The sequence below is a fragment of the Shewanella sp. SM55 genome, from assembly GCF_025654025.1.
Lineage (GTDB): Bacteria > Pseudomonadota > Gammaproteobacteria > Enterobacterales > Shewanellaceae > Shewanella > Shewanella oncorhynchi.
This window is the reverse complement of sequence record NZ_JAKKRS010000008.1, coordinates 130,150-155,551: the sequence shown is the minus strand read 5'-3', so window position 1 is coordinate 155,551 and position 25,402 is coordinate 130,150. Positions and strand designations below refer to the sequence as shown.

The window sequence follows — 25,402 nt, the reverse complement described above, 5'->3', positions numbered from 1 at the left end:
TAGCCAGCAAATGCTGGCTATTTTTTTGATGTTAACTAAGGTATTGATAAGGCTTAGCAGGCCTAATTTGCATGAGCATTTCAGGGGTATCGACCGCGTTGAAACCAAACTGGGCGTAGAGTCCATGGGCATCGCGGGTGGCTAACATTATCCGTCTTAAACCTTGTAATTCAGGATGTTCCATAATTGATGTCATCATCAACTTACTTAAGCCTAAGCCACGGTGCGACTCAAGTACAAACACATCGGCAAGATAGGCAAAAGTGGCTTTATCTGTGATTAAGCGGCCAAAAGCCACTTGTTGATTGTCCTTATCAAATACCCCAAAACACAGGCTATTGGCTAACGCTTTTTGTAGCAGCGCCTTTGGCATGCCCTGCGCCCAATAGCTATTACTAATAAAGCCATGGATAACCTCAAGATTCATTTCAGCTTGGTCTGTACTGACTCTGTATCCTGTTTCCTGCTGCATTTTCCTTTCTCCGAAATTTTCCGTTAACGTCAGTTCAGGTGTTATTGGCACTCATAAATATCATAAATGCCATCGCTAATAACACCACTTTAGCTAACGAATACAAAGCCCCCGCTAAAGTGCCACCGCCATGATAACTAAAGGCTAAGTGACGATTGATTTCATACTTAAAGGATTTAGCTAAATAACGGTAAGCGAGAAAGTAAAACAAGGAGGCTGCTGGCCAAATCCCCATAAGTAGCATTTGCCCCTGAGCCTTAGTGGTGAGTAAGGTTGAGATAAACGGTATGCTTAAGCAGACAACATATATCCAAGCAAAACGCTTAAGTAGCTGGCGGATTTTTTTATCGGATAATGATTTCAACTTCACTCCTTGTCATCAGAAGCTTACATAGCTTCGATTTGCTCAACCATAAGTTGCAGCGAAAAATTGCCGCGATACTCATTCACATCGAGTTTATACACAACACGGGCATGATTAATCGTCGCATCTGGCCAAGTATGCAAATCCACATTAAAGGCAATGGCATCGAGCATCACAGTGCCGCATTGGGTTTCGAGTACGAGCTTAAGGTGACGCTCACCGACAAGACGTTGTTGCACTATCGTAAAGTAACCATCGAATAACGGCTCTTCGAAAGCTTGTCCCCAAGGCCCCGCATTGCGCAGTAACTGAGCCATTTCAAGATTCAACTCTGCGGGAGTGAGTTCGCCATCGGACCAAAGCTCGCCCGTTAACAACTCAGGTTTAAGCTGCTCACGCACCGCATCATCATAGGCTTTAGCAAATGTCGCAAAACTGCCCGCTTTGAGCGATAAACCCGCCGCCATTGCATGACCACCAAATTTGATAATCAGTCCCGGATGGCGAGTGTTCACTAACTCCAATAAGTCGCGCATATGCAAGCCTTTGATCGAACGCGCAGAACCTTTAATTTCACCATTGCCCGCATCGGCAAAGGCAATCACGGGTCTATGGTATTTGTCTTTAATGCGCGAGGCCAAAATCCCGATCACGCCTTGATGCCAATCCTCTTGAAATAAAGCAATCCCCCAAGGTAACTCGGCTTCGTTAAGCTTTAAGTGCTCTAGGCTTTTTAAGGCTTCCTGCTGCATGCCGACTTCCAGCTCACGACGTTCTTGATTCAATCCGTCAAGCTCTGCCGCCATGCGCCGTGCATACATCATGTCTTCGCAGAGTAAGGTTTCAACCCCAAGTGCCATTTCATCTAGTCGCCCTGCGGCATTCAGTCTAGGGCCCACGGCAAAACCAAAGTCAGATGCGACAATGCGCGCCGGATTTCGCTTCGCCACTTCAAGCAACGCAGTAATCCCCACACGGCAACGCCCGGCTCGCACGCGCTGCAAACCTGCTTCAACCAAAATACGATTATTGGCATCGAGTGACACCACATCGGCAACGGTGCCAAGGGCAACGATATCGAGTAATGTGCCTAAATTAGGCTCAGAAATACCATGGGTTTGATACCAGTTTCGCGTCCGTAATTCAGCCCTTAATGCGGTCATCAAATAAAAGGCCACGCCGACACCCGCTATCGATTTACTGGCAAATGGACAGCCCGGTTGGTTAGGGTTCACTATCGCATCGGCAGCGGGTAACTCATGGCCGGGTAAATGATGGTCGGTAATCACCACTTGCATACCAAAGGCTTTGGCCGCCGCAACACCGTCAATTGATGAAATACCATTATCAACTGTGATGAGTAGCTCAGCCTGTTTGGAAGCCGCAACTGCAACAATTTCAGGGCTTAAGCCGTAGCCGTAATCGAAGCGATTGGGGATCAAATAATCCACTCTCACCGAGCCCATCATCCGCAGCGCCAACATACACACACTGGTCGATGTGGCGCCGTCTGCGTCAAAGTCACCCACGATCAAAATCGACTTATTAGCCTGCATTGCATCGGCGATAAGCGCCGCGGCTTCGGGCAACCCTTTCATGGTTTCAGGTCTTAATAGACCCTTAAGGACAAGCTCGCATTCGTGGGTTAGCGCACCACGGCGAGCGTAAAGCTGTTTCAATAGCGGCGAAAGATGAGCGGGTAAATGGCTATCATCAACGGTTGGGCGACGGACTATCTTATGGATCAAGGGACTCAAACTCTCATGAAATCGTGGCAATAAGATAACAAAAAGGTGAGCCTTAAGCTCACCTTTCGTGGGATAAACTTTACATTTTAGGCTGTTACTGACGAGCCTCTAAGGTGCGTAATAAGTCTTCAGGCGGTTGATAACCAGGGATCATATTGCCATCTTCTAATACGATTGCAGGCGTACCATTAACACCAAAGGTTGTACCTAAAGCATATTGCTCAGCAATTTTAGCATCACATGTTGCCGCGGCAACTTTGCTGCCCGCTTTAGCATCAGTCATGGCTTTTAATGGATCTTTAGCACACCAGATAGCTTGCATCTCATCGGCATTAGCTGACGGCACACCCGCGCGCGGGAAGGCTAAGTAACGCACTGTAATACCAAGTTTATTGTAGTCAGACATTTGGCTATGCAATTTACGGCAATAACCACAGCTAACATCGGTAAATACAGTGACCACGTGTTTTTCGTTTTTCGCTTTATAGACAAGCATATTCTCTTCAAGCGGCTTCATCATTTCTAAACGCGGACCCGCTAATGCGGCTTCGGTTAAGTTTTTCATGCCCTTATCGATATCATACACACTACCGTGGAATAGTTTTGAACCATCACGGCTAATATAGAGCACGCCGCGGTTGGTCATGGCTTGATACAAGCCCTCAATTGGTGAGTCCTGCATAGAAATGACTTCAACATCTAACATCTCACCGAGTTTTTGCTTAATCGCAGCGGTATCGGGAGACGTCGCAGTGGCAGCGCTGGCAAGTGGTGCAACTAGGAGGGCAAAAACTAAGGATAATGCTGGGGTCAACTTCATGGGACATCCTATAAATTGTGTCGCTACAACGAGATATTGGGGCCGTTCTAACTCGAGATATTCAATAGACCCTGTATAGGGGCAAAAAGTTACAGACAAGCCGCGCGGAAAGCAAATTTATGCTGTAACTAAATCCTTTTTTAGCCTCTAGGATGATGCTGTTGATGCAATTCCTGCAATCTTGCCCGTGCGACATGGGTATAAATCTGCGTGGTCGATAAGTCGCTGTGACCTAATAACAGTTGGACAACCCGCAGATCGGCACCGTGATTGAGCAAATGAGTGGCAAAAGCATGGCGTAAAGTGTGCGGTGATAATGCAGTTTCAATCCCCGCACGCAGAGCATAAAGTTTAATCCGATGCCAAAAAGTTTGCCGCGTCATCATCTGCCCACGTTTCGACGGAAATACCACATCAGATTGTTTATTACCGAGCAACTCTTGGCGAGCAAATTTCATGTAGCCCTCCACTTCGGTAATAGCCAATTCCCCCAGCGGCACAAGACGCTCTTTGCCACCCTTGCCCACAATACGTACTAAGCCTTGGCGCAAACTCATTTGTTCCATGGTCAAGCCGACAAGTTCACTCACCCTGAGGCCAGTTGCATACAAAAGCTCTAGCATTGCCTTGTCACGGCATTCGACAGCATCATCCACATTGGGCTCAGACAGTAAACGGTCAACCTGCGACTCACTCAGAGAATCCGGCAAATGGCGCGTTAACTTAGGCGACTCGACTAAGGCCATAGGATCGGCTGAAATCTGTTTGGTCTGCACCAGATAAGTATAGAAACGCCGTAAACTGCTGAGCAGCCGAGCGCTACTGGTACGCGCAAAATTCTGCTCAACTCTAAAGGCCAGATATGCCCTAACATCGGCCTGAGAAACCGCGAGTAACGTCACGCCTTGCTGACCTTGATAACGATCAAAATGGCGTAGATCGGTACGATAGGCCGATAGCGTGTTATCACTCAGTCCTTTGCTTGACCAAAGATCATCAAGAAAAGCATCGATAAGTGGATCTGGCATATAGGTTTTAGGCACAAATACTCCATAAAAAAACGGCGTAATCAAATGATACGCCGTTGATATTAATTTAAATATGTCTAAGCCTGCATAAGCTTAACTGAGTTAAGCATAAAGACGAGAACTAGAATGCAAAGCCTAGGCTGCAGCCGTTTGACCACGGCCACGACCGAATACTAAACACAGTGCAATCGTCGCAATGGTCGGCAATAACCAAGCCATACCTTCTTCATAGAGTGGCAGCTTAGATAACACTGGAGACATAACATTCACTATATGGATAAAAACCTGTGCTAAGCCATTCATGGCTTGACCATCAGCGTCAGTCAAACTTTTCGCTGCCACTTTAAGACCATCGAAGATGCCGAAAAACAGTGCCACGCTCAGTACTGCACGATGTGCAAACTGTGGATTCGCAAAATAAGCGGTCAGGAAAGTCACAACCACAAGAGCAATAGCCACAGGATAAATCGTCATTAATACGGGAATACTAATAGCAATCAACTGACTTAGGCCAACGTTCGCAATCACAGCACATATCAAGCTTAAAAAGATCACCAGGAAACGGTAAGACAGTTTAGGCATTAGCTCATTAAAGAACTCAGAACACGCACTCACCAGCCCAACCGCAGTGGTTAAACAAGCTAAAGTCACGACTGATGACAACAAGACTGAGCCTAGTTCCCCAAACTCGCGGGTCACGTAATTTGTTAATATTTCGCCACCATTTTTAGTGCCGATAGCGATGTCGCCGGCGGTTGCACCTAAAAAGAACAAGGACACATACACAAAAGTTAAACCAGCGGCGGCAATAAAGGCTGCACGGATTAGATACTTAGTTTGATCACTGGGTTGGTCAATGCCCTTTTTACGCAGGATATCAATAATCAACATACCAAACATCAAGGATGCTAACGTATCCATAGTGTTATAGCCTTCCAAAATACCTTTGGTCAGTGGATGCTGTTGGTAATCCCCCACAGCTTGGCCTACTTCGGATGCAGGTAAAAACAGCACTGAAACGGCTAATCCGACCAACAAAATCAATAAAATAGGCGTTAATACTTTACCTACGCTATCGAGCAACTTACCAGGGAAAAGCGCCAGCAACATAGTGACAGCGAAGAAACCTAATGTGTATAGCAGTTGCGTCAGGTTTAATTCCAAACTGCCCAGCAAAAACGTTGCCGTAGTGTCATCGATAAATGGCTTAGCGCCAATCTCGTAAGCCACTAATCCCGTACGCGGCGCAGCAAAAGCAGGGCCGATAATAATGTAAATCGCGACGGCCAATGTCGTTGCTGCAAATACTGGCAGCATAGCCATAACCTTACCTTGAGCCTTAGCGACAGCAATCAGTCCAACTAAAGGTAAACCTACGGCGGTAATCAAAAAACCCAACATGGCGAGGGGCATATTTTCGCCCGCTAACATACCCGCGAATGGTGGAAAAATTAGGTTTCCCGCACCTAAAAAGAACGCAAAGGTCATAAAACCTAAGCCTAATGTATCTCCGATACTCATCTGATTGTCTTGCACTGGAAGCCCCATCTTGTCTTATTGTTTTTTTACAAACTTAAGTGATTATGTGTCGATTAGCCATAGCTAAAACAAAGCCCATCCGGAGTGCAAATCTATGTTTACACAATTCCGTGGTAAATATGTTCGATATCTGCCGAGTTTATAAACGATGGCGAACGTTTATGTAGCCTAACTGACGACTAATTCACCAACAAACTCGTTTACCTATCCGTTAATCTTAAAAGTGATTAAAAATGGGGGCGAAACTAATACCAGACTTAAAGCATCAATACAAGACAACAAGTCCGTTCAGGCAAAAAAAGCTAAATAATGCTAATTAACTGCTAATAAAAGGTTTCTAAGGCAATAAATTAAAGCGTTAATTAAGTGAAATTAGTATTACCACGTAAAATAGTAAATGATTTGGCGACACAAATTCATACAGCTAGGACAGATGCGACTGTTTAAAAACATTAGCTAAAAACGAGGGCTAGAATTAGAATATTGCGCGCCCAATATTGGGCCTAAATCACTTTAGAACGGCAAAATTAACTCCCCATGGCATTCACTTTTAAACAATTTCATATCGATGACATGAATTGCGGCATGGCCGTAGGCACAGACAGCGTCGTCCTTGGGGCATGGGCACAACTGACCACCGCGAAATCAATCTTAGATATAGGCGCAGGCAGCGGCTTACTCAGTTTAATGGCAGCTCAGCGCAGTCAAGCACATATCACCAGTGTCGAATTAGACACCAATGCCGCCCATGCTTGCCAACATAACTTCCACAATAGTCCTTGGGCTAATCGACTGACCTTAGTTAATTGCAGCATCCAAGACTTTTGCCAACAAACTGAGTATCAAGAGTATTTTGATCACATAATTTGTAATCCCCCCTATTTTGAGCAAGGCACGCAAGCGATACAATCCCAGCGCGCTATGGCCCGCCACACAGATAGCTTAAGCTTTACCGCACTACTCGATGCCATTCATGTGTGCCTAGCACCACAAGGAAAAGCAAGCCTCATATTACCAATGCAGAGTATGGCGCGTTTCGACGAAATACTAACGCACTCTCAGCTCAATTTGATTGAAATAACCAACCTTATCAGCATTGTAGGGAAAAGCGCTAATCGAGTACTCTGCGTGCTCGCCCACAAGACTCATCCACAAATGGCTCCAAAGCTCAGTGATATCACTATTCGTGAAAGTTCAGGCCAATACACACAAACCATGGTGCAATTGGTTCGAGATTTTTACCTTAAATACTGATATCGAGTCCAATCCTGACACATTAAGTAAAGCTCGCTAAGTTTGGCAAATTTAACGAAAGGTCCAATTTCCCACAAATTAAATGCTAATACATTGACCTAAAAGTAATTAACTTATGCCAATTACCATAAAACTTTACTGACACAGAAGATAAACACAGGAGATCTAGATAAGTTATTTAAGTTAACCGCCATAACCTTTATAATGCTTCGCTATTATCCGTCGAGACGCTGCGCATGCAATTTGAAGATTTCCAGCTTGACCCTAGCTTATTAGAGTCGCTTAATGCCATGGGGCATCATTCACCCACTACGATTCAGCAAGAAACGATTCCTTACGCCTTAGAGCAAAGAGATATTCTTGCGCGCGCCCCGACAGGAACAGGTAAAACAGCGAGCTTTTTACTGCCATCGCTACAACATTTGATCGACTTCCCCCGTCGTTTTGCTGGACAAGCAAGGGTGCTAATCCTCACGCCAACCCGTGAGTTAGCCAGCCAAATCCACCGTTATGCGAGTCACCTAGCCACAGGCCAAGGTTTAGATATTGCTATCGTTACTGGCGGCGTTCCTTATGGACCACAGGAAGAGGCCTTAGCAGGCAACGTCGATATTCTGGTCGCGACCCCAGGCCGCCTGATGGAATATTTAGACAAAGGCAATTTCAATGCACAAGAAGTCGATATCTTAATTATCGACGAAGCCGATCGCATGTTAGACATGGGCTTCTCTTCTGTGGTGCAAGCCATTGCTATTGAAGCCCAAGGCCGCAAACAGAACATGCTGTTTTCTGCCACCTTAGAAGGCGGCGGTGTACAACGTTTTGCCCGTGAAGTGTTAAACGACCCGATTGAAATCGATGTTGAAGCCCCTCGCAGTGAAAAAGCCAAGATCCACCAATGGATCCACTTAGCCGATGATAAAGATCATAAATTTGCGCTGTTGTGTCATCTGCTACGCCAAGAAGATGTCAAACGGACTATCGTATTTGTGAAAACCCGCGACATCGTTTCTAGCCTAGAAGGCCAGTTACTTAAAGTCGGTATTCCCTGCGCCTTTATGCGTGGCGATATGGAACAGAAGAAACGCTTCCAAGCCTTGAGTCGCTTTACTAAAGGTGAAGTCAATGTCTTGTTGGCGACCGATGTGGCTGCACGCGGTATCGATATCGACGATATCACTCATGTGATCAACTTCGATATGCCACGTTCTGCCGACACTTATATCCACCGCATTGGCCGTACTGGCCGCGCTGGCGCAAAAGGTACCGCGATTTCGCTTGCCGAAGCCCACGACATGCGTATCGTTGGTAAAATCGAGCGTTATATCGAGCAACCGTTGAAACGCCGCGTGATCGAAGAGCTGCGTCCAAAGAATAAAGAAGCGCGCACACCGGGTAAGAAAAAAGCCAAAGTGAAAGCGAAAGAAGCTGCGAAGAAAACGAGCAAGAAAGAAGCGGCAAAGAAAGCGAGTAAAATCGCCCGTAAGAAAAAGTAACACCCGCTTAAACTTACCAAACTAAAGCCGCTATATGCGGCTTTTTTATTACCAAAATATAACTTACGTGGGTGATGTTACTAAAAATATCCTGCTATGTTTAATTATATAGAATGAAATGCGGCGGATTTAGAGCAGTTAACCCCAATACGTATTCATTCTTATTTCAATATATTCCAATTACCTAACTGAACCTTTCATCACCTTTCTGCTCTAATTTTCGCCCAAATATCGATGCATGATGCGCATATCTGTCGCGGCATCACTTTTAGAAACATTTAATTTACAAAAATAAATTTATTGGCGTGGCCGACTCTGCTACTTTAACCCCATTACGCGATTAGCATGGATTTAACCATTATATGATGAAGACCCTACTGAGGAGACTGTCTCCTTTTCTTATTCTGCTGCTGTTTGTCTTTGGCGCAGCCTTATTAATGCAAACGAAGGAGGCGCCAGAACAAAAACCTGAAGAGATGCCTATTCCTATCGTTGATGTCACGCAAGTGACTCAGCAAACAGTATCGCTAAACTTACCTTCCTACGGCGTGGTTACCCCAAAGTATAAAACCCAACTCGTGACCGAAGTTCAAGGCAGAATGCTCACTATCTCCCCTCATTTTGTTGCAGGTGGCATAGTCAAGAAAGGCGACCAATTAGCGCAAATCGAGCCCTCAGATTACGAGGCTGACTTAATGCAAGCCGAAGCGACGCTGGCCCAAGCCACCGCCGCACTGAACGAAGAAATAGCCCGTGGTGAAGTCGCTAAAATCGAATTCAAAGGCTACGACAAGGGCTTGCCCCCTGAGTTAGGTCTACGTATCCCGCAACTCAAAAAAGAACAAGCTAACGTAAAATATGCGCAGGCAGCACTGGCGCGCGCCCAACGTAACCTTGAGCGCACGGTTATTCGCGCGCCCTTTGATGGCATAATCAAAGTTAGAAATGTCGATTTAGGGCAATACGTTAGCTTAGGCACTAATCTAGGTGAGCTCTACGATACTCGCGTTGCCGAAATCCGCTTACCCATTTCTAATGATGATTTAGCCTATCTAGAGTCTGTCGATAATCCCGATACCCAAGTCACGCTTAGCGCCTCTTTGGCGGGCAAAGAAAATACTTGGGAAGGCAATATTATCCGTAGTGAAGGTGTTATCGATGCCGAAAATCGCATGGTGTATTTAGTCGCAGAAATCAAAGATCCCTATCTGCGCGCGAATAAAGTGCCAGGTAGCTTACCGCTTAAATACGGCAGCTTCGTCAATGCAGTCATCAAGGGCCGCACTGTCGATGGCATAGTCAAATTGCCCCGCCATGTGGTTCGTAACGACCAAGTCGCCCTAGTCAACGACAAAAATATCATTGAAATGCGCCAAGTAAATGTGGTTCGTAGTGATTTAGAGAATGTGTTCATCAAAGACAGTCTAAAAACGGGCGAACGCGTCGCTACGACCCACTTCAACAGTATGGCAAATGGGCAAATGGTTAAAATCTTAGGTGAAGCGGCATTGCCCACTGAGACACCAAAAGAAAATACTCCTGAATCGAGTCTTGCGGCCGCTGGAGTCAAATAATGGACACTCAAAAAGGGATCTTAGCTTGGTTCGCCCGCAACAGTGTAGCCGCGAACTTATTAATGTGTGTTCTGCTCATCGGCGGCCTGTTCAGCAGTATTTTGATTAATAAAGAGGTTTTTCCTTCTTTCGAACTCAATTTATTAAATATTTCCGTCGCCTATCCAGGTGCGGCGCCACAGGAAATCGAAGAAGGCATCAACATCAAGATTGAAGAAGCCATCCAAGATATCAACGGCATTAAGAAAGTGACTTCTGTGGCTAGCGAAGGCGTTGGCTCGATTACCGTTGAAGTTGAAGACGGTTACGAAGTGCAGACCATTCTCGATGAAGCCAAACTGCGGTTAGATGCAATTTCAACCTTCCCAGTGAACATCGAAAAACCGAATATCTCTCAAATCAAACCTGAGAATAACGTCATTTGGGTGTCTGTTTATGGCGATATGACACTCCACGATATGAAAGAATTGGCTAAATCGGTTCGTGACGATTTAACCCAACTCCCCGCGGTAACCCGTGCGAAAGTCACAGGGGTGCGCGATTATGAAATCGGTATTGAAGTTTCTGAGAATAAGTTACGAGAGTACGGCTTGACCTTCTCACAAGTCGCATTAGCAGTGCAAAACTCCTCCTTAGACTTACCAGGTGGCTCTATTCGTGCTCAAGATGGCGATATTCTATTGCGCACCAAAGGCCAAGCCTACACGGGCGATGACTTTGCCAATATAGTCGTCACAACTCGCGCAGACGGTAGCCGCGTGATGCTGCCACAAGTCGCGACCATCAAAGATGATTTCGAAGAACGTTTGGAATATACCCGCTTTAACGGCAAACCCGCTGCGATTATTGAAGTTACCAGCATTGATGATCAAAACGCCTTAGACATTGCAGACCAAGTCAAACAGTACGTAGAGCAGCGCCGCGCCACACTGCCAGCGAACGCTCAACTCGATACTTGGGGTGATATGACCCACTATCTCCAGGGCCGCTTAGACATGATGATGTCGAACATGTTTTACGGTGCCTTGTTGGTGTTTATCATCTTAGCCATGTTCCTCGATCTGAAGTTAGCATTTTGGGTCATGATGGGGATACCCGTGTGTTTCCTCGGCACTATGTTGGTCATGCCGCTCGAACCTTTCTCCATGACGATCAACATGTTGACCCTATTCGCTTTTATCTTGGTGCTCGGAATAGTGGTGGATGATGCCATTGTCATCGGCGAGAGTGCCTACACAGAGGTCGAACGCCACGGTCACTCGGTTGAGAACGTGATCCGCGGCGCGCAAAAAGTGGCGATGCCCGCGACCTTCGGGGTCTTAACCACAATTGCGGCATTTATTCCCATGTTAATGGTTTCTGGCCCTATGGGGATTATCTGGAAATCCATCGGTATGGTGGTCATCCTCTGTTTAGCCTTCTCACTGGTAGAGTCTAAATTCATTCTGCCAGCGCATTTAGCGCACATGAAGTTTAAAAAAACTGGCGCACCAAAGGGATTCTTTGGCCACCTAAAAGCCAATTTTAACGACAGAGTGCAATACTTTATTCACCACAGCTATCGCAACTTCCTCGAGCGCTGTATCAAACACAGATACAACGTGGTCGCGGCCTTTATCGGTGTATTGATTCTGTCGATTGCCCTAGTCGCCAGTGGCAAAGTGCGCTGGGTATTTTTCCCTGACATTCCCTCAGACTTTATTCAAGTTGAACTTGAAATGGATGAAGGCAGCTCCGAAGGTAACACCTTAAAAGTGGTACAGAGCATAGAAGAAGCCCTGTACAAGATGAACGAAAAAATGGAGAAAGATAACGGCTATCAAGTGGTGAAGCATAGCTTTATCAATATGAGCTCCCGTACCTCGGCCTTCATTTTTGCCGAACTGACGAAAGGTGAAGACCGTGAAGTCGATGGAGTGACGATTGCTGCCGCGTGGCGTGAACAATTGCCCGAGCTTTTGTCAGTCAAAAAACTCAGCTTTAACGCGAGCACCAACGATGCTGGCGGCGATATTTCCTTCAGATTGACCTCGAGTGACCTCGATGAGCTGTCCGCAGCCTCTAAAGAATTGAAGCAAAAACTCGCCAGCTATGAAGGCGTGTACGATATTGCCGACAACTTTTCATCGGGCAGCCATGAAATTCGCCTGAAGATACGTCCAGAGGCAGAAGCCCTTGGCCTCACGCTTTCCGATTTAGCTCGCCAAGTACGTTATGGTTTCTACGGTTACGAAGCCCAACGGATTTTGCGTAATAAAGAAGAAATCAAGGTGATGGTGCGCTACCCATTAGAGCAACGTCGTACTGTGGGTTATCTTGAAAATATGCTGATCCGCACGCCAACAGGCACTTCGGTTCCCTTCTCGACTGTGGCACAAATTGAAAAAGGTGAATCCTACGCCTCAATTACCCGTGTTGACGGTAAGCGAGCGATCACCATCACGGCAAATGCCAACAAAAACATCGTTGAACCTTCAAAAGTGGTACAGGAAATCCAAAAAGATTACCTGCCACAATTGCAGGCCAAGTACCCTAAAATCCAAACTGCACTGGACGGTGGCAGTTTGGATGAACAGAATGCCATGGTCGGTTTGATGCAAGGCTTCTTCTTTGCACTGTTCACCATTTATGCTTTGATGGCCGTGCCACTTAAATCCTACAGTCAGCCGTTAATCATCATGTCTGTGATCCCCTTCGGGATTATCGGCGCCCTGTTTGGTCACTTAATTCAGGGACTCGCGATGAGCGTGTTAAGTCTCTGCGGCATAGTGGCATTAGCGGGAGTGGTAGTGAACGACTCCTTGATTTTGGTAGACTTTGTGAACCGTGCGCGGGAGCAAGGGCAATCGGTCAGGCAGGCGGCGGTCGATTCAGGCTGTTATCGTTTTAGGGCGATCATCCTGACGTCACTCACCACCTTCGTCGGCTTAGTGCCTATTATTCTCGAACGTAGTTTGCAGGCGCAAATTGTGATCCCTATGGCGACATCCCTCGCCTTCGGTATCCTGTTCTCGACCGTTGTGACGCTAATTTTAGTACCCTTGCTGTACATCATACTCGACGACGTTAAGCGCACTAGCAGCCGCTTCTTCAATTGGTGGTGGCAGCCTAAAAAAGACCATGAAGTGGACTTTACACCTGAGCATTTAGAGCCGCCAGTCCCCACTGACTATAAAAAAGACTATCTATAGGAAGTTAACTAGAAGCAGTTAATCAATATCTTGAACCTTAAAAAGAGAGCTTAGGCTCTCTTTTTAATCCTCAGTGCGAGTCAATAACCTCTCAATCATCTATGTCATTTTGAGTCTGCCGCGAGTGGCTTGAGCTTTCAAGTTGCGATCTAGTTGACAGTTATCGCATCAGGCTTTCGCTACACTGTGTTTAAGTCGTCAGCTATCGTTAGAATGAAACCCATCATTATGTCTGAGCATCTGCACAAGCAAAATATTGATAAACCACAAGTTGTCACCACAGAAACCCTAGCGAACGGTCTCATAACAGATGAAGTTTGCACAAATGAAACCTGTGCGACTGAAACGCTTGTCTATGATATTCGTCGCAGTCGCTACCTTAATATTACGGGTCGCTGCACCCTGCGCTGCGCGTTTTGTCCAAAACATAATGGCAGTAAACAGATCCACGAATATCAACTGGCACTGTGTCACCAACCTAAGCCCGAAGAAATCATTCCACTGCTTGGCGATGTTAAAGACTTCGAAGAATATGTGTTTTGTGGCTATGGTGAACCGACCTTAAATCTTCCAACCTTGCTGGCGGTGGCGAAAGAAATTAAACAAAGAGGCGGACGAGTACGTATTAATACCGATGGTTTAGGTAATTTAGTCCATAGGCGCAATATTTTGCCGGAACTAGCCAACTGCGTTGATAGTTTATCCATTTCCCTCAATGCGGATAATGAAGCCGCCTATATGGAACATTGTCGCCCCAAACTCGCCGGTTCTTATGCCGCCGTACATGCTTTCATCGCATTAGCGCCACACTATATTGAAACGGTACAAGTTTCAGCCATCGAAGGATTAGCGGGTGTTGATATCGACATCTGTCGTGAACAAGTTGAGTCCTACGGCTGCGAATTCAAGCATCGCATATTAGGCGCCTTAGGCTAAACGGCATTCTAATACAGCCAAAATCGACTGAAATACCCCAGCAGATAACACTGTCGATTACGTGAGTGGTACATGTGTGAATCGTCTTAACTTTTACTCAAGGAATCTTGCTGAGTAACTTGGCACTGTCGTAACAATTCTTTCGTGTTAACATAGCGAAATTAACAGTTCACCCACTCATAATCGGTTCATGCTGAAGAATAACCCAAGCACGTATCCCGCTGCGCCACTGCTCTCTTTAACTCAAGGGATCTATTGGTCGCATCAACGCTTACTCGCTATTGCAAGCCAGCTTTCTATGCTGGTGATTGGCATGATTATTTTAACTCACTTAATCATTACGTTAGGTGAACGACGCCTGCAAGAAGAGTGGGCAACGCAAAGATACAGTGAACTGCAAACCATAGGCTCATTGATCGCAGATAAAGTGTCTTTTCAGCAATTTCGAACCCAAATTTTCGCCAATGGGGAACTGCTAAAACAATACTTAAGCAATCCTACCGCCAAGCAACAACTTAAATTGCAGGAAAACTGGCAAGATCTAGTAAAACATATTCCTGAGTTACTCGGCATTGCACTGTACGATCCCCAAGGTAACTATAAATTCTCAACTCCCCCTAATTTCAATAAAGATGCCTTACCACCGACCTTACTTGGAGCGAGTCGGAGCATGGGTGGCAAAGAAGTTTATACCTCACCGCTGGAATTTATTCCGATAGACGGCATACTTGAACCTTATATGTATCAAATGGCGTGGCTAGAGAAGCCCGATCAGAGTTCTATCGGTTATCTGGTGACATACAACTCTATGGTAAAAATGCTGGAGGCCATAAAACCAGCCTTTTCGAGCAATAAATCCCCTATGTTAGTGCTTGATACTCAGGGATTACTCTATGCTGGCGCTAGCGATCTCGCCCCTCTAAGCAATATGCCAGAGACCTTAGGAGCAAGTTTAAAACAGAGCTATCCGGCCCTGTGGCGCGATATGTCCATGAGCAACTTTGGGCAATTCCACGGTGAAGAAGCCACTTTTGTTTACCTTAAAATCGAACTCACAGCACAACCTGAGACCCACAGAGAATATTTTTTACTCTCCTATGTGCGCAACTCAGACATAGCTGCTCGTTTCTCACAATGGCAAAACATTGTCATTGTGGCATCGTTAATATTAACGGTTTTAGCCGCTTGGGTTGTACTACTCAGCCACATGTATCGCTTACAACAGCGTTCACGCCAATACAGTATTGATGTTGCTAATGGCTTATTTAATAGTGACATCGGCTTTATGATGGTAAACGAAAATGCCAGAGTCATCAGCGCAAATACTAAAGCGTCACAAGCGACCTTAGTACCATTAGATGAACTGACAGACCGAAGCCTACAGCGTACCTTATGCCTCGATGATAAAACCTACACGGAGTTAATGGAGCAGGTACATAAAACAGGTCAATGGTCTGGTGAAATCAGTCTAGACAGTATCGATGGCCCCACGCTGCGGGTTCATATCCGCCAAGCACCAAGGGCGAGCCGAGGCTCACCACATCTATTAATCACCCTTGAGGACATCAGTGAGTTAATCAGCAGCAAACAAAATGCTTTTCTCAGTGAGCTTTTATGCGATAACACAGTCGCGACAGCCCTCACAGATGCTAACGGTAAACTGATTAAAATCAATCCAGTATTCGATGCGCTAATGCAACTCAATGGCGATTTAAATCAAGATTTAGCGTCATTACTCGCGAATGATTTAGGCAATCAATGGCAGAGGATCAGCGCCCAAATTGCCATGCAAGGTCAGTGGCAAGGGCAAATTCTATGCTCACCTAAACAGGCGCATTCCAATTGTTTGCAAGCTACCTTGAAGGGCCATGTGGCCGCCGATGGTGAGATTGATTATATCGTCTGCACTTTAGAGCAAGCCGCCGAGCGTGGTCGAGGCACAGAGAAGCGTAACCTTGTGCCCCATCGCAGTACTATTCTGCTGAATTTGGCAGATTTAGAACGTTACTTTAACTCTCTGCCGCCACCAAGCCGTCTCAGCTCAAGCTTACTGTTAATGGATATCAATCCAGAGGGCATGCTAAGCCACATGAGTGATATCGACCAACTGGCAAATCGTCAGCAAGAAATAGAAGTGCAATTATTGCTTGAAATTCCAGCTAATTATCAAATTCTGCATTGGCAGCTAGGGAAGCTCATTGTGATGTTACCTGACACAGACGCCACCCATGCGCACAACTTTGCCCTCAATATGATGGAAAAGCTCAATGGTAATGGCTTAGGGGAAGGTATTAGTATTGGTATTGCGGGTTATCAAGAAGGCCAGACATTAGAGCAATATTTGAATAATGCCGAAGTCGCCCTAAAACGGGCGAAGCAAAATAACGATCAGAATATCGGTCAAGCCTTTACTCGTCATCAATCGTAGATTCGGGTGCATTAACGGAGTCAGGCAACTGACTCTGGGTAATTTCTATGATTGCCGAGCGATTCATGGTGATTTTATAGCGAATATACTGTGGGGCTTCGCGCCCATCACGCAACACTAAAATCAGGTTGACTTGATAGCGCCGCTCAACCGATTCATAACTAATTTTGCCTTCAACTTCCTTATAAATCTTCGCTTTACCCCGTTCTAAATAACGGGCAAAAGGCACTAAGCTAAAGCTCACTTGCTCTTGAATAGTCGAATATCCCGCTTGGAATTCACTCTGATTCACCTTAGTGGCGATTTTATAGTGCAGAATTTCCGCATCGACCTTATTTTGGCTATGTCTGTGCTTTAGAATGTCACTGACTTTTTCGGGTAGATCTTGCTGACGCATAAACTCAAGCCATACCAACTGCTTAGCGATAACCGCCTGACTCGTAGTATCCCGTAAAATGCGGCTCCAACGTGGTCGACCCCGCTGAATAAATCGCCACATGGCATTGCGCACATCGTCCTTAAAGATTTCCCTGAAACCGTAGATCACGGCCAAGGTCAGCACTAGCGCAATAGTAAAACCACTAAAGGCGCCCTGCGCTTGAATTATCAACGCAGACACGACCAACATCACTAACGCGGTCGCCAGTCCTGTCGTAAACTTTTTAAGGCCAATCCCTAAAGGCTTTAACTCTTCTTTGAGTACCACACCTTGTTGGATTAAACGGCGCAACAACAACATCTTATTAGAGATACGATTAGGATCTTGCTTAGTTTGCGCTGAGTTGTACTTATGCTCATCACGATAGGCACATTCATTACGGCAGAGCGTGAGTACCCGCTCTAAAATATCGTTGAAATCACTGGTACGAGTCGCATAAGCGAGCACTTTGAGTAACTGCTGCTCACAAAACCAAGACAAGTAGTTATCAGCATTTTCAAAGTAAGATTTCCATTTGGGATCACCCGGTTCGTTACGGCGAAACTTTTTCAGCAACTGAGCAATTTGTTCGCGTAATTCGTCGAGGGCAAAATAAAAATGGGTTACATCTGTGATTTGATTGAGTTCTTTAACATCGTTTTCAACCGCAACCGCAAACTGATAGGCGAAGAGATTTAGGTACAATCTGAATTCTTCAACAGTACGGCGATTTAAACTGGCAAAACGCCCCTGCACCAGAGGTAAGTGCAAGCCTTCTGAATAGTATGAGCGACGTCCAACTATTGAGCTGTAGTAGTACTCTTCTTCATTGAGCGTGCGCGAGCCTATGCCCATTTCCTTAGGTAAAAAGAAATAGAGATCAAGCTGACGATTATCGCCCTTTTCCATCTGATGGCTGAACTTAATCGACAGGGATTCTTCTTGCTTTACACGTATCTTAGACACAACACCCTTTTCATGAATCCCTCACTGGAGACTCACCACAGTAATCACAAATCAATGAGCACTAATCTTAACTGAAATAAACTCAAATTCACTGATTAAATTCGACTATTTACGATTCTGCATCCACAAATGGTATTGCTAGGCTGAAAAAGGACCACGGCATAATCTTTGGTGTCATCCATATCTAACACCTCGATACTGAGATTGTGCATTTCCGAGTCATTAAAATGTAAGCTGCTGATATAGGATAGATATTTCATATGTTCTGGCCAATTTTTTTGCTTTTCAATTTCAGATTCCGTTTTCGTTTTAACGGTAACTTTATAGGTCATGCTATTGGCCTCAATACTGTCGACTTTGCCTTGCATTAAAATATTGCCCGCACTCGTACCGTCAATATTAAAGTAACGATAATTGATCTGCGTATTGTCAGCGGCAATCAAAACATCCACGAGTAGGTAAAATTTACCGTCACTGCTAACACTCGAACTGCCGCTAGAATTGGCACTAGAATGGCGGTCGAATAATTCAGAGCTGCAATTTAAAATCATCGTCTGATTGGTAGCCGACTGTTTGTATATCACACCGCAGGCCATAATCAATGCCGACAAGATAACAATATTAATCGTCCACTTTAGCCATTTAGCCACAGATGTTAACCTCCTGCAGCCAAGCAGCATCGATGAAGGTTTTCGGTCGAGTGAAATCACTGATTTTAATATTACGGATCACTGACTGACCGAGTTTTTCGCCTCGAAAAGTAATATTAAGCACTTGTTTATCATGGGACAAAGAAGCATAAACATCAGCCCAATCACTTTGACCGCAGGCGATTAATCCTGCACTTAAGCGCTCACCTAATTCGAAGAGTAAAGTGTTATTAGTATTGGAATCAGCAAATAAGTGTAATCGTACTTGCTGGCCAGAAGCCAAAGGTAATATTGAGGTCATAAGTGCTTGGGTTGGCTTGCTGTGATCCGTATGATTCAAATAAAACACCGAAAACGCTAACATAAACCCGAATAATACTAAGGCACTCCACAAAGGCACTGTATGCAATCTGAGGTAATTAACACCTCTAAACTCAGTCCCATTAGATGGTTGAAGTAAATAACCTTGGCCTTTCACGGTTTCAATCAAGCCCTCATATTGAGGTCCAAGAAAGCTGCGAAGCATAAAGACAGCACGGGCCACAGAGGTATCAGTTAGCGGCGGATGCTTTCCATCCCCCGTCTTCAGCATATGCTTAGAAACCAACTTACCTTGATGCTCAACAAGCAAATTAAGCACTTGTAACTCGGCTCGAGGAAGATGCCAAGATTCATCGCGAGACAACTCAATCAGTATGCCTCGTTCCCGATCAAACCTGCAGTCTCCCAATTGCATCAACATCCACTCAACTCCATAAAAACACAAAGTTAAGTCTATGCAAACTAACTAATGATTAATGTGATCTTGCTAACCCAAGTCAGCAAATAGTTAATTTTCGTGAGACGACCCCCAAGTTCAGCGCTATTAGGCAAAAACATGCGTTAACTCACAGGAATAAATGCCATTTAGCACATGGAAAATTCGGCATAAATTTACATAAATATAATAAATATAATAAATATCGGGACGATGAGCACCTTGCAATCTGTTTAGTTAATTTAAATGCAGAATTTAAGTCGGTTAATTCTATTGTAGTAACGCTATTTACCGCTCATGTAAAAGACAAATATCCTCCGGCGTAAATCACAATATTTATCTCAAGCATGCTTAGAATTTACGTCATCAATTTATCTTTAGCATTTGATAAATAGAAGTAATCCTACATAGAGGAAATACATAATGAGCATAAATAGACGTCAAGCATTAACCCGTATTATTGGTATTAGCACCGCTGCGGCAGGTGCAACACTCATGGGAACATCGGTTCTCGCGGCAACGAATGCCGATGGTCAATATCAATTAGCGATAGGTGAGAAACTTAAATACGTTCCACTTGATGCAATGGCAACAGCAAAACTGGCCTATGAAACGGGTGGTGGTTGTATGCACCAAGTTTTTCATGCCGTTGTGACTATGCTAGCCCAATCCAATAGTGCCGATGCAGACAAGTTCAAAACAATTCCAACGGCATTAGCCGCCTATGGTTTTGCAGGGGTAACGGGTCAAGGCACGCTCTGCGGTAATCTTAATGCGATAGGCATGTTAGTGAATATTTTAGATGACATTAATGGTCACAATAACGCCGTGATAGCTAATACCTTCCGCTACTACGAAAATACAACGCTCCCTTTATCTTCACCTGAATTTGTTACTGGTATTGGCTCGACAGCAGAAAAAACGGCTCTTGTGGGCAGTTCATCAAAAGCCAAGAGCGTGTTATGTCACTCATCTATCAGTAACTGGTCAAAGTCTTCTGGCTTACCATTCGCGAAAAAAGGTGAACGCTGTTACCGCTTATCCGCGTCTATGGCTTATTACTTAGTCGATGTATTAAATCGTGCCTATCAAGGGGAGAATATCGGCGCCCTTGTTGGTAGTAAGCCAACACCAAATGCACAAGATTGCCAAACTTGTCACGGTAGTACTAGCACATTAGGCTCAGCGGCAAGTGTAAAAACAGACATGGAATGCACCACTTGCCATACAGGGCATTTCAATTAAGGAGACTGTGATGAAATACCCATTACTCACATTGACCCTCGCGACATTAATGCTCGTAGGATGTGGCAGTGACAGCAATAACACTGAGCCTGAAGATCCGCCGACACCGCCACCTCCCGTCGAAAATGCAATAAACATTGATGAAGCAACGCAGATAAATCTCAAGCTTGAGCAATTTGACTCGAGTACAGGGACAATTCAATTTTCACTGACGGATGCGCAACAAGAAGCGATCACTGCGGCAAAAACCTATGATATTTACTATTTTGGGTTCCCCGACAAAGCCAAGGAATCCTCGAATCCGAAGGCATGGAAACACTGGCATGTTACCCAAAATTATCGTTGCCAAAGTCTTGGAGAATGCAGCGGTAAATTAACCGAAGTCACAAGCGGTCAATATCAATTTGAGATAGCAGGCTTAGATTGGGCTCAGCAGGATCCAAGTGGTTCAGTGGCACAAATTAAAGTCGCGATTCAGATCTACGGCGCAAAAGCCAATAACAAGCTGGATTTAATCCAAGTTCTACCGCAATAATCCTTCCCATGACATATCCAAACAAATAGAGGCATCCATCGGATGCCTCTATTTTATTCATTGATATCTAGACGTTATGCGATTGAATTTTGTTAGATCGATGTTGTTCGCTAAATAATTCGCGATATTATCTGCTATAAAACGACTCACAAACGTCAATACAGCCCAAAAGATGAATGAGCAGTACTTTTATTTAGAACATCGCAGCATTGAGCCACATATGTACTAAAATGCTCGCGATATAACCCAGCGCAATGACAGGTGTCCAACGCAAATGGGCCCCAAAGGTGTAAATCCCCCTAGCTTGTCCCATTAACGCGACCCCTGCAGCACTGCCAATTGACAATAAACTGCCCCCAACTCCTGCGGTTAACGTTACCAGTAACCATTGGCCTAAGGCCATCTCAGGGTTCATCGTCAACACAGCAAACATCACCGGAATATTATCAACAACCGAAGACAACAGACCGATAGCCACGTTGGCATAGGTCGTATCCCAATTGGAATACAAAGCCTCAGATACTAAGCTCAAGTACCCCATAAAGCCAAGGCCACCCACACATAGCACTACACCATAAAAGAACAACAGGGTATCCCATTCAGCACGGGAGATTCTGCTAAACACATCGAAGGGCACCACACTACCAAGTTGCTGCAGACGCTGCTCGTCCTGACGCAATTCAGCCTTTGCACGTTCGCGGGCAACGGAACGATTGAAGGTTTTACGCAGATAAAAACCAAAGAATTGTAAGAAACCTAATCCCGTCATCATACCCAATACAGGCGGCATACCTAAGAAGGAATGAGCACACACTGCCGTAGCGATTGTGAGTAAAAACAACGCAACAATTCGCTTAGCACCCGGCTTAGTATAAACATGCTCTTTTTCTGGCTCTGGCACGAAATGTGGGATAAACACACTCATAATGGCAGCGGGTAATGCAAAGTTCACTAAAGCAGGAATAAACAGATGGAAGAAATCGCTAAAGTGCACTAATCCTTTTTGCCACACCATTAAGGTCGTGATATCGCCAAACGGGCTAAACGCGCCACCCGCATTAGCCGCAACAACAATGTTGATACAGGCTAGGGTGATAAACTTGCGTTGCCCTGCCCCCACCTTCATCACCACGGCACACATCAATAGCGCAGTCGTTAAATTATCTGCCACGGGTGAGATAAAGAACGCCATAAACCCCGTCAACCAAAATACGGTTCTTAGACTAAAACCACGGCCGACAAGCCAACCACGAATGGCATCAAACAAATTTCGCTCTTCCATAGCATTGATATAAGTCATCGCCACGAGTAAGAAGAGTAGAAGCTCAGCATATTCAAGCAAGTTATGTTTGAATGCCGCTTCCGACACTTCAGACATACCATTTTGTACATACACAAAACCTATCATGCCCCAGATAATCCCTGCCGCGACCAGCACAGGTTTCGACTTGCGTAAATGTAACGACTCCTCAGCCATCACCATTATGTATGCAAGTACAAACACAAAGACGGCAACATAACCCACACTCGAGGCGGTTAAATTAAGCCGTTCTATCCCTTCTGTCATAGCCCATGCTGCAGGTGAGAATCCGCTCAATATTGCAACGCAGAATAGACTCCATAACGCCATTCCACTGCCTTTAAACAACCGCTGTAATTTCATTAAAGTTCATCTCTACGTAGGAAATTAGTCGAAAATTACCATAGCTTCGGCATAGTAAATGTTGATAAAACGCAACTTTCTATGCATTACCCTATAACCAAAGGCGTTTAAAACATTAATTTTTGTATAACTACAGCGATAACTAATAAAGGAACATTTAACTTAGTCTAAAAAGAGCCAATAAAAAAGCACCTCAAAGGTGCTTTTTAGTTTCTAATCAGCGTCACAGCATTAGAAGGAATATAACAAGGTCATATTGGTTTCTGTATCTGTACTTTTCTTATTATCCAACGGCTCGCTGTTGTAGCGCACAATAATGGCAAACTTCATTGCTAATGCGCCGATAATATTCGCCGTTAACGAAGTTTCAGAACGGGCATCGAGCTTATCACCGTAATCGGCAACGAAACGTTGTTGGAATTTAGAGGTGTCAGTGATTTCGGTTTCAAAGTTGATCACACCGTGAGCAACGACGCTGTCATTGGTATCATGGCCTTCGATAAGTGCTTGCTCTGTATCAAGACGCTGATAGATATAACCTGGACCGACTTCGACATCTAAAAAGGTCTTGTTAGTATCATAGAATCTATAACCATAACCCGCGGCGCCAGATAGCGTGTAATCATAACCGGTGAAAGGATCGACTTCATAATTACCGTTAGCAAACAAGTAGCTACGATCTGTCATCTTGTAGTTACCTTGTGCACCCGCTAAATAGCGTTTCGCGGTAACAGAACCTGTATCCTCTTTATATAAACCTTCGAGTAAGTACTGATTCTCCCAATCGCCAAGCTCATGCTTAAGATTTAAACGTCCTTTGAATGATGAGGTTTCAGTGTTACCTGTGGTTAAGGTTGCACCAAGCTCAGCTTCACCTGCGAATGTCTCATCGCCTTTTACAAAATCGGCCCCAGCTGTCGCCATAAAAGGTGCAGTCATTAATAGTGCTGCGGTCAGTACTTTCTTCATGTTTATCCGTTCCTGTTCCGTTAAATCCAATCCCTATAAATATCTGTTCGTCCCAGCGATGCTGAATAAGCACATATTAATAAGGGTTAGTATTTTCCCCTGAAAATCTGCGCGATATTAACATTTACGATTAAAAAATGAAAATTGCAGCTATTTTAAGTATAAAAAAACCCGCTTTAGCGGGTTTTTATCTCAGCAATAACGCTTACATATTGATCTTAGGATCTAACGCACCAGACTGGTACGCTTTATACATTGCTTGTAAAGACAATGGCTTAATCTTAGATGCTTGACCTGCACAGCCGAAAGCTTCATAGCGAACCGTACAGATATCGGCCATGGCTTCCATGGATGCTTTCAGGAATTTACGTGGATCAAATTCACTTGGGTGTTCAGCTAGGAATTTACGAACGGCACCCGTTGATGCTAAACGTAAGTCGGTATCAATGTTGACTTTACGTACACCGTGTTTGATACCTTCTACGATTTCTTCTAATGGTACACCGTAGGTTTCTGGGATCTGACCACCATATTGGTTGATGATCTTTAGCCACTCTTGTGGCACAGAAGATGAACCGTGCATCACTAAGTGAGTGTTAGGAATACGCGCATGAATTTCTTTGATGCGGTCGATACGCAGTACATCGCCCGTCGGTTTACGACTGAACTTATATGCACCATGGCTAGTACCGATAGCAATCGCGAGTGCATCAACATGGGTATCGGCAACGAAACGCGCCGCTTCTTCAGGGCTAGTCAGCATTTGATCGTGACTTAAAATACCTGATGCACCAACACCATCTTCTTCGCCAGCTTGGCCAGTTTCTAAGCTGCCTAAACAGCCGATTTCACCTTCAACTGACACACCACACGCATGGGCAAATGCCACTGTACGACGGGTAACATCAACGTTGTACTCGTACGATGCAGGCGTTTTGCCGTCAGCCATCAAAGAGCCGTCCATCATGACTGATGACATGCCTAATTGGATAGAACGCTGACAAATATCAGGATCGGTACCGTGGTCTTGGTGAATACACACAGGAATATCTGGGTACTGCTCAAGAGCTGCTGCCATCAAATATTTTAAGAACTGTGGGCGAGCGTATTTACGCGCGCCAGCAGAAGCTTGCACTATCACAGGGCTGTCTGTTGCTTCAGCGGCCTGCATGATGGCACGCATCTGCTCTAAGTTGTTAACGTTAAACGCAGGCACACCGTATCCATGTTCTGCTGCGTGATCAAGTAGTTGTCGTAGGGAAATTAACGCCATTTTTTAACTCCAATAATAGGGTGATATCTATCACCGAGGTCGCTATCGTTTGGATGGATTTTTATACCCGCATTCA

Annotated in this window: 20 protein-coding genes; 8 read left to right on the top strand and 12 right to left on the bottom strand. The window is 45.0% G+C overall.

The features are described 5' to 3' along the window. Positions 1–31: 31 nt before the first annotated feature. The 6 genes from L5L91_RS12205 to brnQ form a co-directional block, all read right to left on the bottom strand. Positions 32–472 (bottom strand): GNAT family N-acetyltransferase, encoded by a 441-nt coding sequence (locus tag L5L91_RS12205; protein ID WP_263236695.1) that lies wholly within the window; start codon positions 470–472, stop codon positions 32–34. Between the two features lie 34 nt (positions 473–506). After that, positions 507–842 carry a hypothetical protein gene (locus L5L91_RS12200; RefSeq protein ID WP_258547618.1) on the bottom strand — a complete coding sequence of 112 codons (336 nt, stop codon included), beginning with the start codon at positions 840–842 and terminating at the stop codon, positions 507–509. A 17-nt stretch (positions 843–859) separates the two neighbouring features. Then, on the bottom strand, positions 860–2,584 hold the full coding sequence (recJ, locus tag L5L91_RS12195; protein WP_263236692.1) for a single-stranded-DNA-specific exonuclease RecJ: 1,725 nt from the start codon (positions 2,582–2,584) through the stop codon (positions 860–862). Between the two features lie 94 nt (positions 2,585–2,678). Then, positions 2,679–3,404: a bifunctional protein-disulfide isomerase/oxidoreductase DsbC gene (gene dsbC, locus L5L91_RS12190; protein ID WP_105250085.1), complete on the bottom strand. Its 726-nt coding sequence runs from the start codon at positions 3,402–3,404 to the stop codon at positions 2,679–2,681. Positions 3,405–3,544: 140 nt separating this feature from the next. Next, a complete protein-coding gene (gene xerD / locus L5L91_RS12185) occupies positions 3,545–4,447 on the bottom strand; it encodes a site-specific tyrosine recombinase XerD (protein ID WP_105250086.1) in 903 nt (300 codons plus the stop codon). Positions 4,448–4,567: 120 nt separating this feature from the next. Continuing rightward, positions 4,568–5,980, bottom strand: a complete 1,413-nt coding sequence (brnQ, locus tag L5L91_RS12180) for a branched-chain amino acid transport system II carrier protein (RefSeq protein WP_168824874.1) — start codon at positions 5,978–5,980, stop codon at positions 4,568–4,570. A gap of 528 nt (positions 5,981–6,508) precedes the next feature. Between brnQ and L5L91_RS12175 the strand changes: the two genes are divergently transcribed. From L5L91_RS12175 to L5L91_RS12150, 6 genes are all read left to right on the top strand, one after another. Then, positions 6,509–7,225 carry a tRNA1(Val) (adenine(37)-N6)-methyltransferase gene (locus L5L91_RS12175; RefSeq protein ID WP_263167463.1) on the top strand — a complete coding sequence of 239 codons (717 nt, stop codon included), beginning with the start codon at positions 6,509–6,511 and terminating at the stop codon, positions 7,223–7,225. 236 nt (positions 7,226–7,461) lie between these two features. Continuing rightward, positions 7,462–8,721, top strand: a complete 1,260-nt coding sequence (gene srmB / locus L5L91_RS12170) for an ATP-dependent RNA helicase SrmB (protein WP_263236690.1) — start codon at positions 7,462–7,464, stop codon at positions 8,719–8,721. Between the two features lie 362 nt (positions 8,722–9,083). Next, a complete protein-coding gene (locus tag L5L91_RS12165; RefSeq protein ID WP_113939815.1) occupies positions 9,084–10,295 on the top strand; it encodes an efflux RND transporter periplasmic adaptor subunit in 1,212 nt (403 codons plus the stop codon). Beyond that, positions 10,295–13,486 carry an efflux RND transporter permease subunit gene (locus L5L91_RS12160; protein WP_263236689.1) on the top strand — a complete coding sequence of 1,064 codons (3,192 nt, stop codon included), beginning with the start codon at positions 10,295–10,297 and terminating at the stop codon, positions 13,484–13,486. Before L5L91_RS12165 ends, L5L91_RS12160 begins: the two co-directional genes overlap by 1 nt. Before the next feature lie 228 nt (positions 13,487–13,714). Beyond that, complete coding sequence (locus L5L91_RS12155) at positions 13,715–14,422, top strand: TatD family nuclease-associated radical SAM protein (protein WP_263172500.1); 708 nt, start codon at positions 13,715–13,717, stop codon at positions 14,420–14,422. 190 nt (positions 14,423–14,612) lie between these two features. Beyond that, positions 14,613–16,850 carry a PAS domain-containing protein gene (locus tag L5L91_RS12150; RefSeq protein ID WP_263236687.1) on the top strand — a complete coding sequence of 746 codons (2,238 nt, stop codon included), beginning with the start codon at positions 14,613–14,615 and terminating at the stop codon, positions 16,848–16,850. On the opposite strand, the gene L5L91_RS12145 is transcribed toward L5L91_RS12150, so the two are convergent. The 3 genes from L5L91_RS12145 to L5L91_RS12135 all read right to left on the bottom strand — a co-directional run bounded on the left by L5L91_RS12145 (position 16,831) and on the right by L5L91_RS12135 (position 19,626). Continuing rightward, the gene (locus tag L5L91_RS12145; protein ID WP_028761621.1) at positions 16,831–18,234 is read right to left on the bottom strand and encodes a hypothetical protein; all 1,404 of its coding nucleotides are present in this window, start codon (positions 18,232–18,234) and stop codon (positions 16,831–16,833) included. The genes L5L91_RS12150 and L5L91_RS12145 overlap by 20 nt on opposite strands. Positions 18,235–18,329: 95 nt before the next feature. After that, complete coding sequence (locus tag L5L91_RS12140; RefSeq protein ID WP_263236685.1) at positions 18,330–18,884, bottom strand: hypothetical protein; 555 nt, start codon at positions 18,882–18,884, stop codon at positions 18,330–18,332. Continuing rightward, positions 18,877–19,626, bottom strand: coding sequence for a transcriptional regulator (locus tag L5L91_RS12135; protein ID WP_105250092.1), 750 nt, complete (start codon positions 19,624–19,626; stop codon positions 18,877–18,879). Before L5L91_RS12135 ends, L5L91_RS12140 begins: the two co-directional genes overlap by 8 nt. 438 nt (positions 19,627–20,064) lie before the next feature. Between L5L91_RS12135 and L5L91_RS12130 the strand changes: the two genes are divergently transcribed. Together L5L91_RS12130 and L5L91_RS12125 are read left to right on the top strand one after the other, a co-directional pair. Next, positions 20,065–20,886 (top strand): cytochrome c3 family protein, encoded by an 822-nt coding sequence (locus L5L91_RS12130; RefSeq protein ID WP_263236683.1) that lies wholly within the window; start codon positions 20,065–20,067, stop codon positions 20,884–20,886. A gap of 10 nt (positions 20,887–20,896) precedes the next feature. Further along, a complete protein-coding gene (locus tag L5L91_RS12125) occupies positions 20,897–21,421 on the top strand; it encodes a hypothetical protein (RefSeq protein ID WP_263236681.1) in 525 nt (174 codons plus the stop codon). Positions 21,422–21,614: 193 nt separating this feature from the next. Here L5L91_RS12125 and nhaD read toward each other — a convergent pair whose 3' ends face one another. From nhaD to fba, 3 genes are all read right to left on the bottom strand, one after another. Beyond that, entirely contained in the window at positions 21,615–23,084 is a 1,470-nt protein-coding gene (gene nhaD, locus L5L91_RS12120; RefSeq protein ID WP_173246601.1) for a sodium:proton antiporter NhaD, read from the bottom strand. A 231-nt stretch (positions 23,085–23,315) separates the two neighbouring features. Next, the gene (locus tag L5L91_RS12115) at positions 23,316–24,053 is read right to left on the bottom strand and encodes a YdiY family protein (protein WP_263196716.1); all 738 of its coding nucleotides are present in this window, start codon (positions 24,051–24,053) and stop codon (positions 23,316–23,318) included. A 205-nt stretch (positions 24,054–24,258) separates the two neighbouring features. Then, complete coding sequence (gene fba, locus L5L91_RS12110) at positions 24,259–25,326, bottom strand: class II fructose-bisphosphate aldolase (protein WP_028761627.1); 1,068 nt, start codon at positions 25,324–25,326, stop codon at positions 24,259–24,261. Positions 25,327–25,402: the final 76 nt, after the last annotated feature.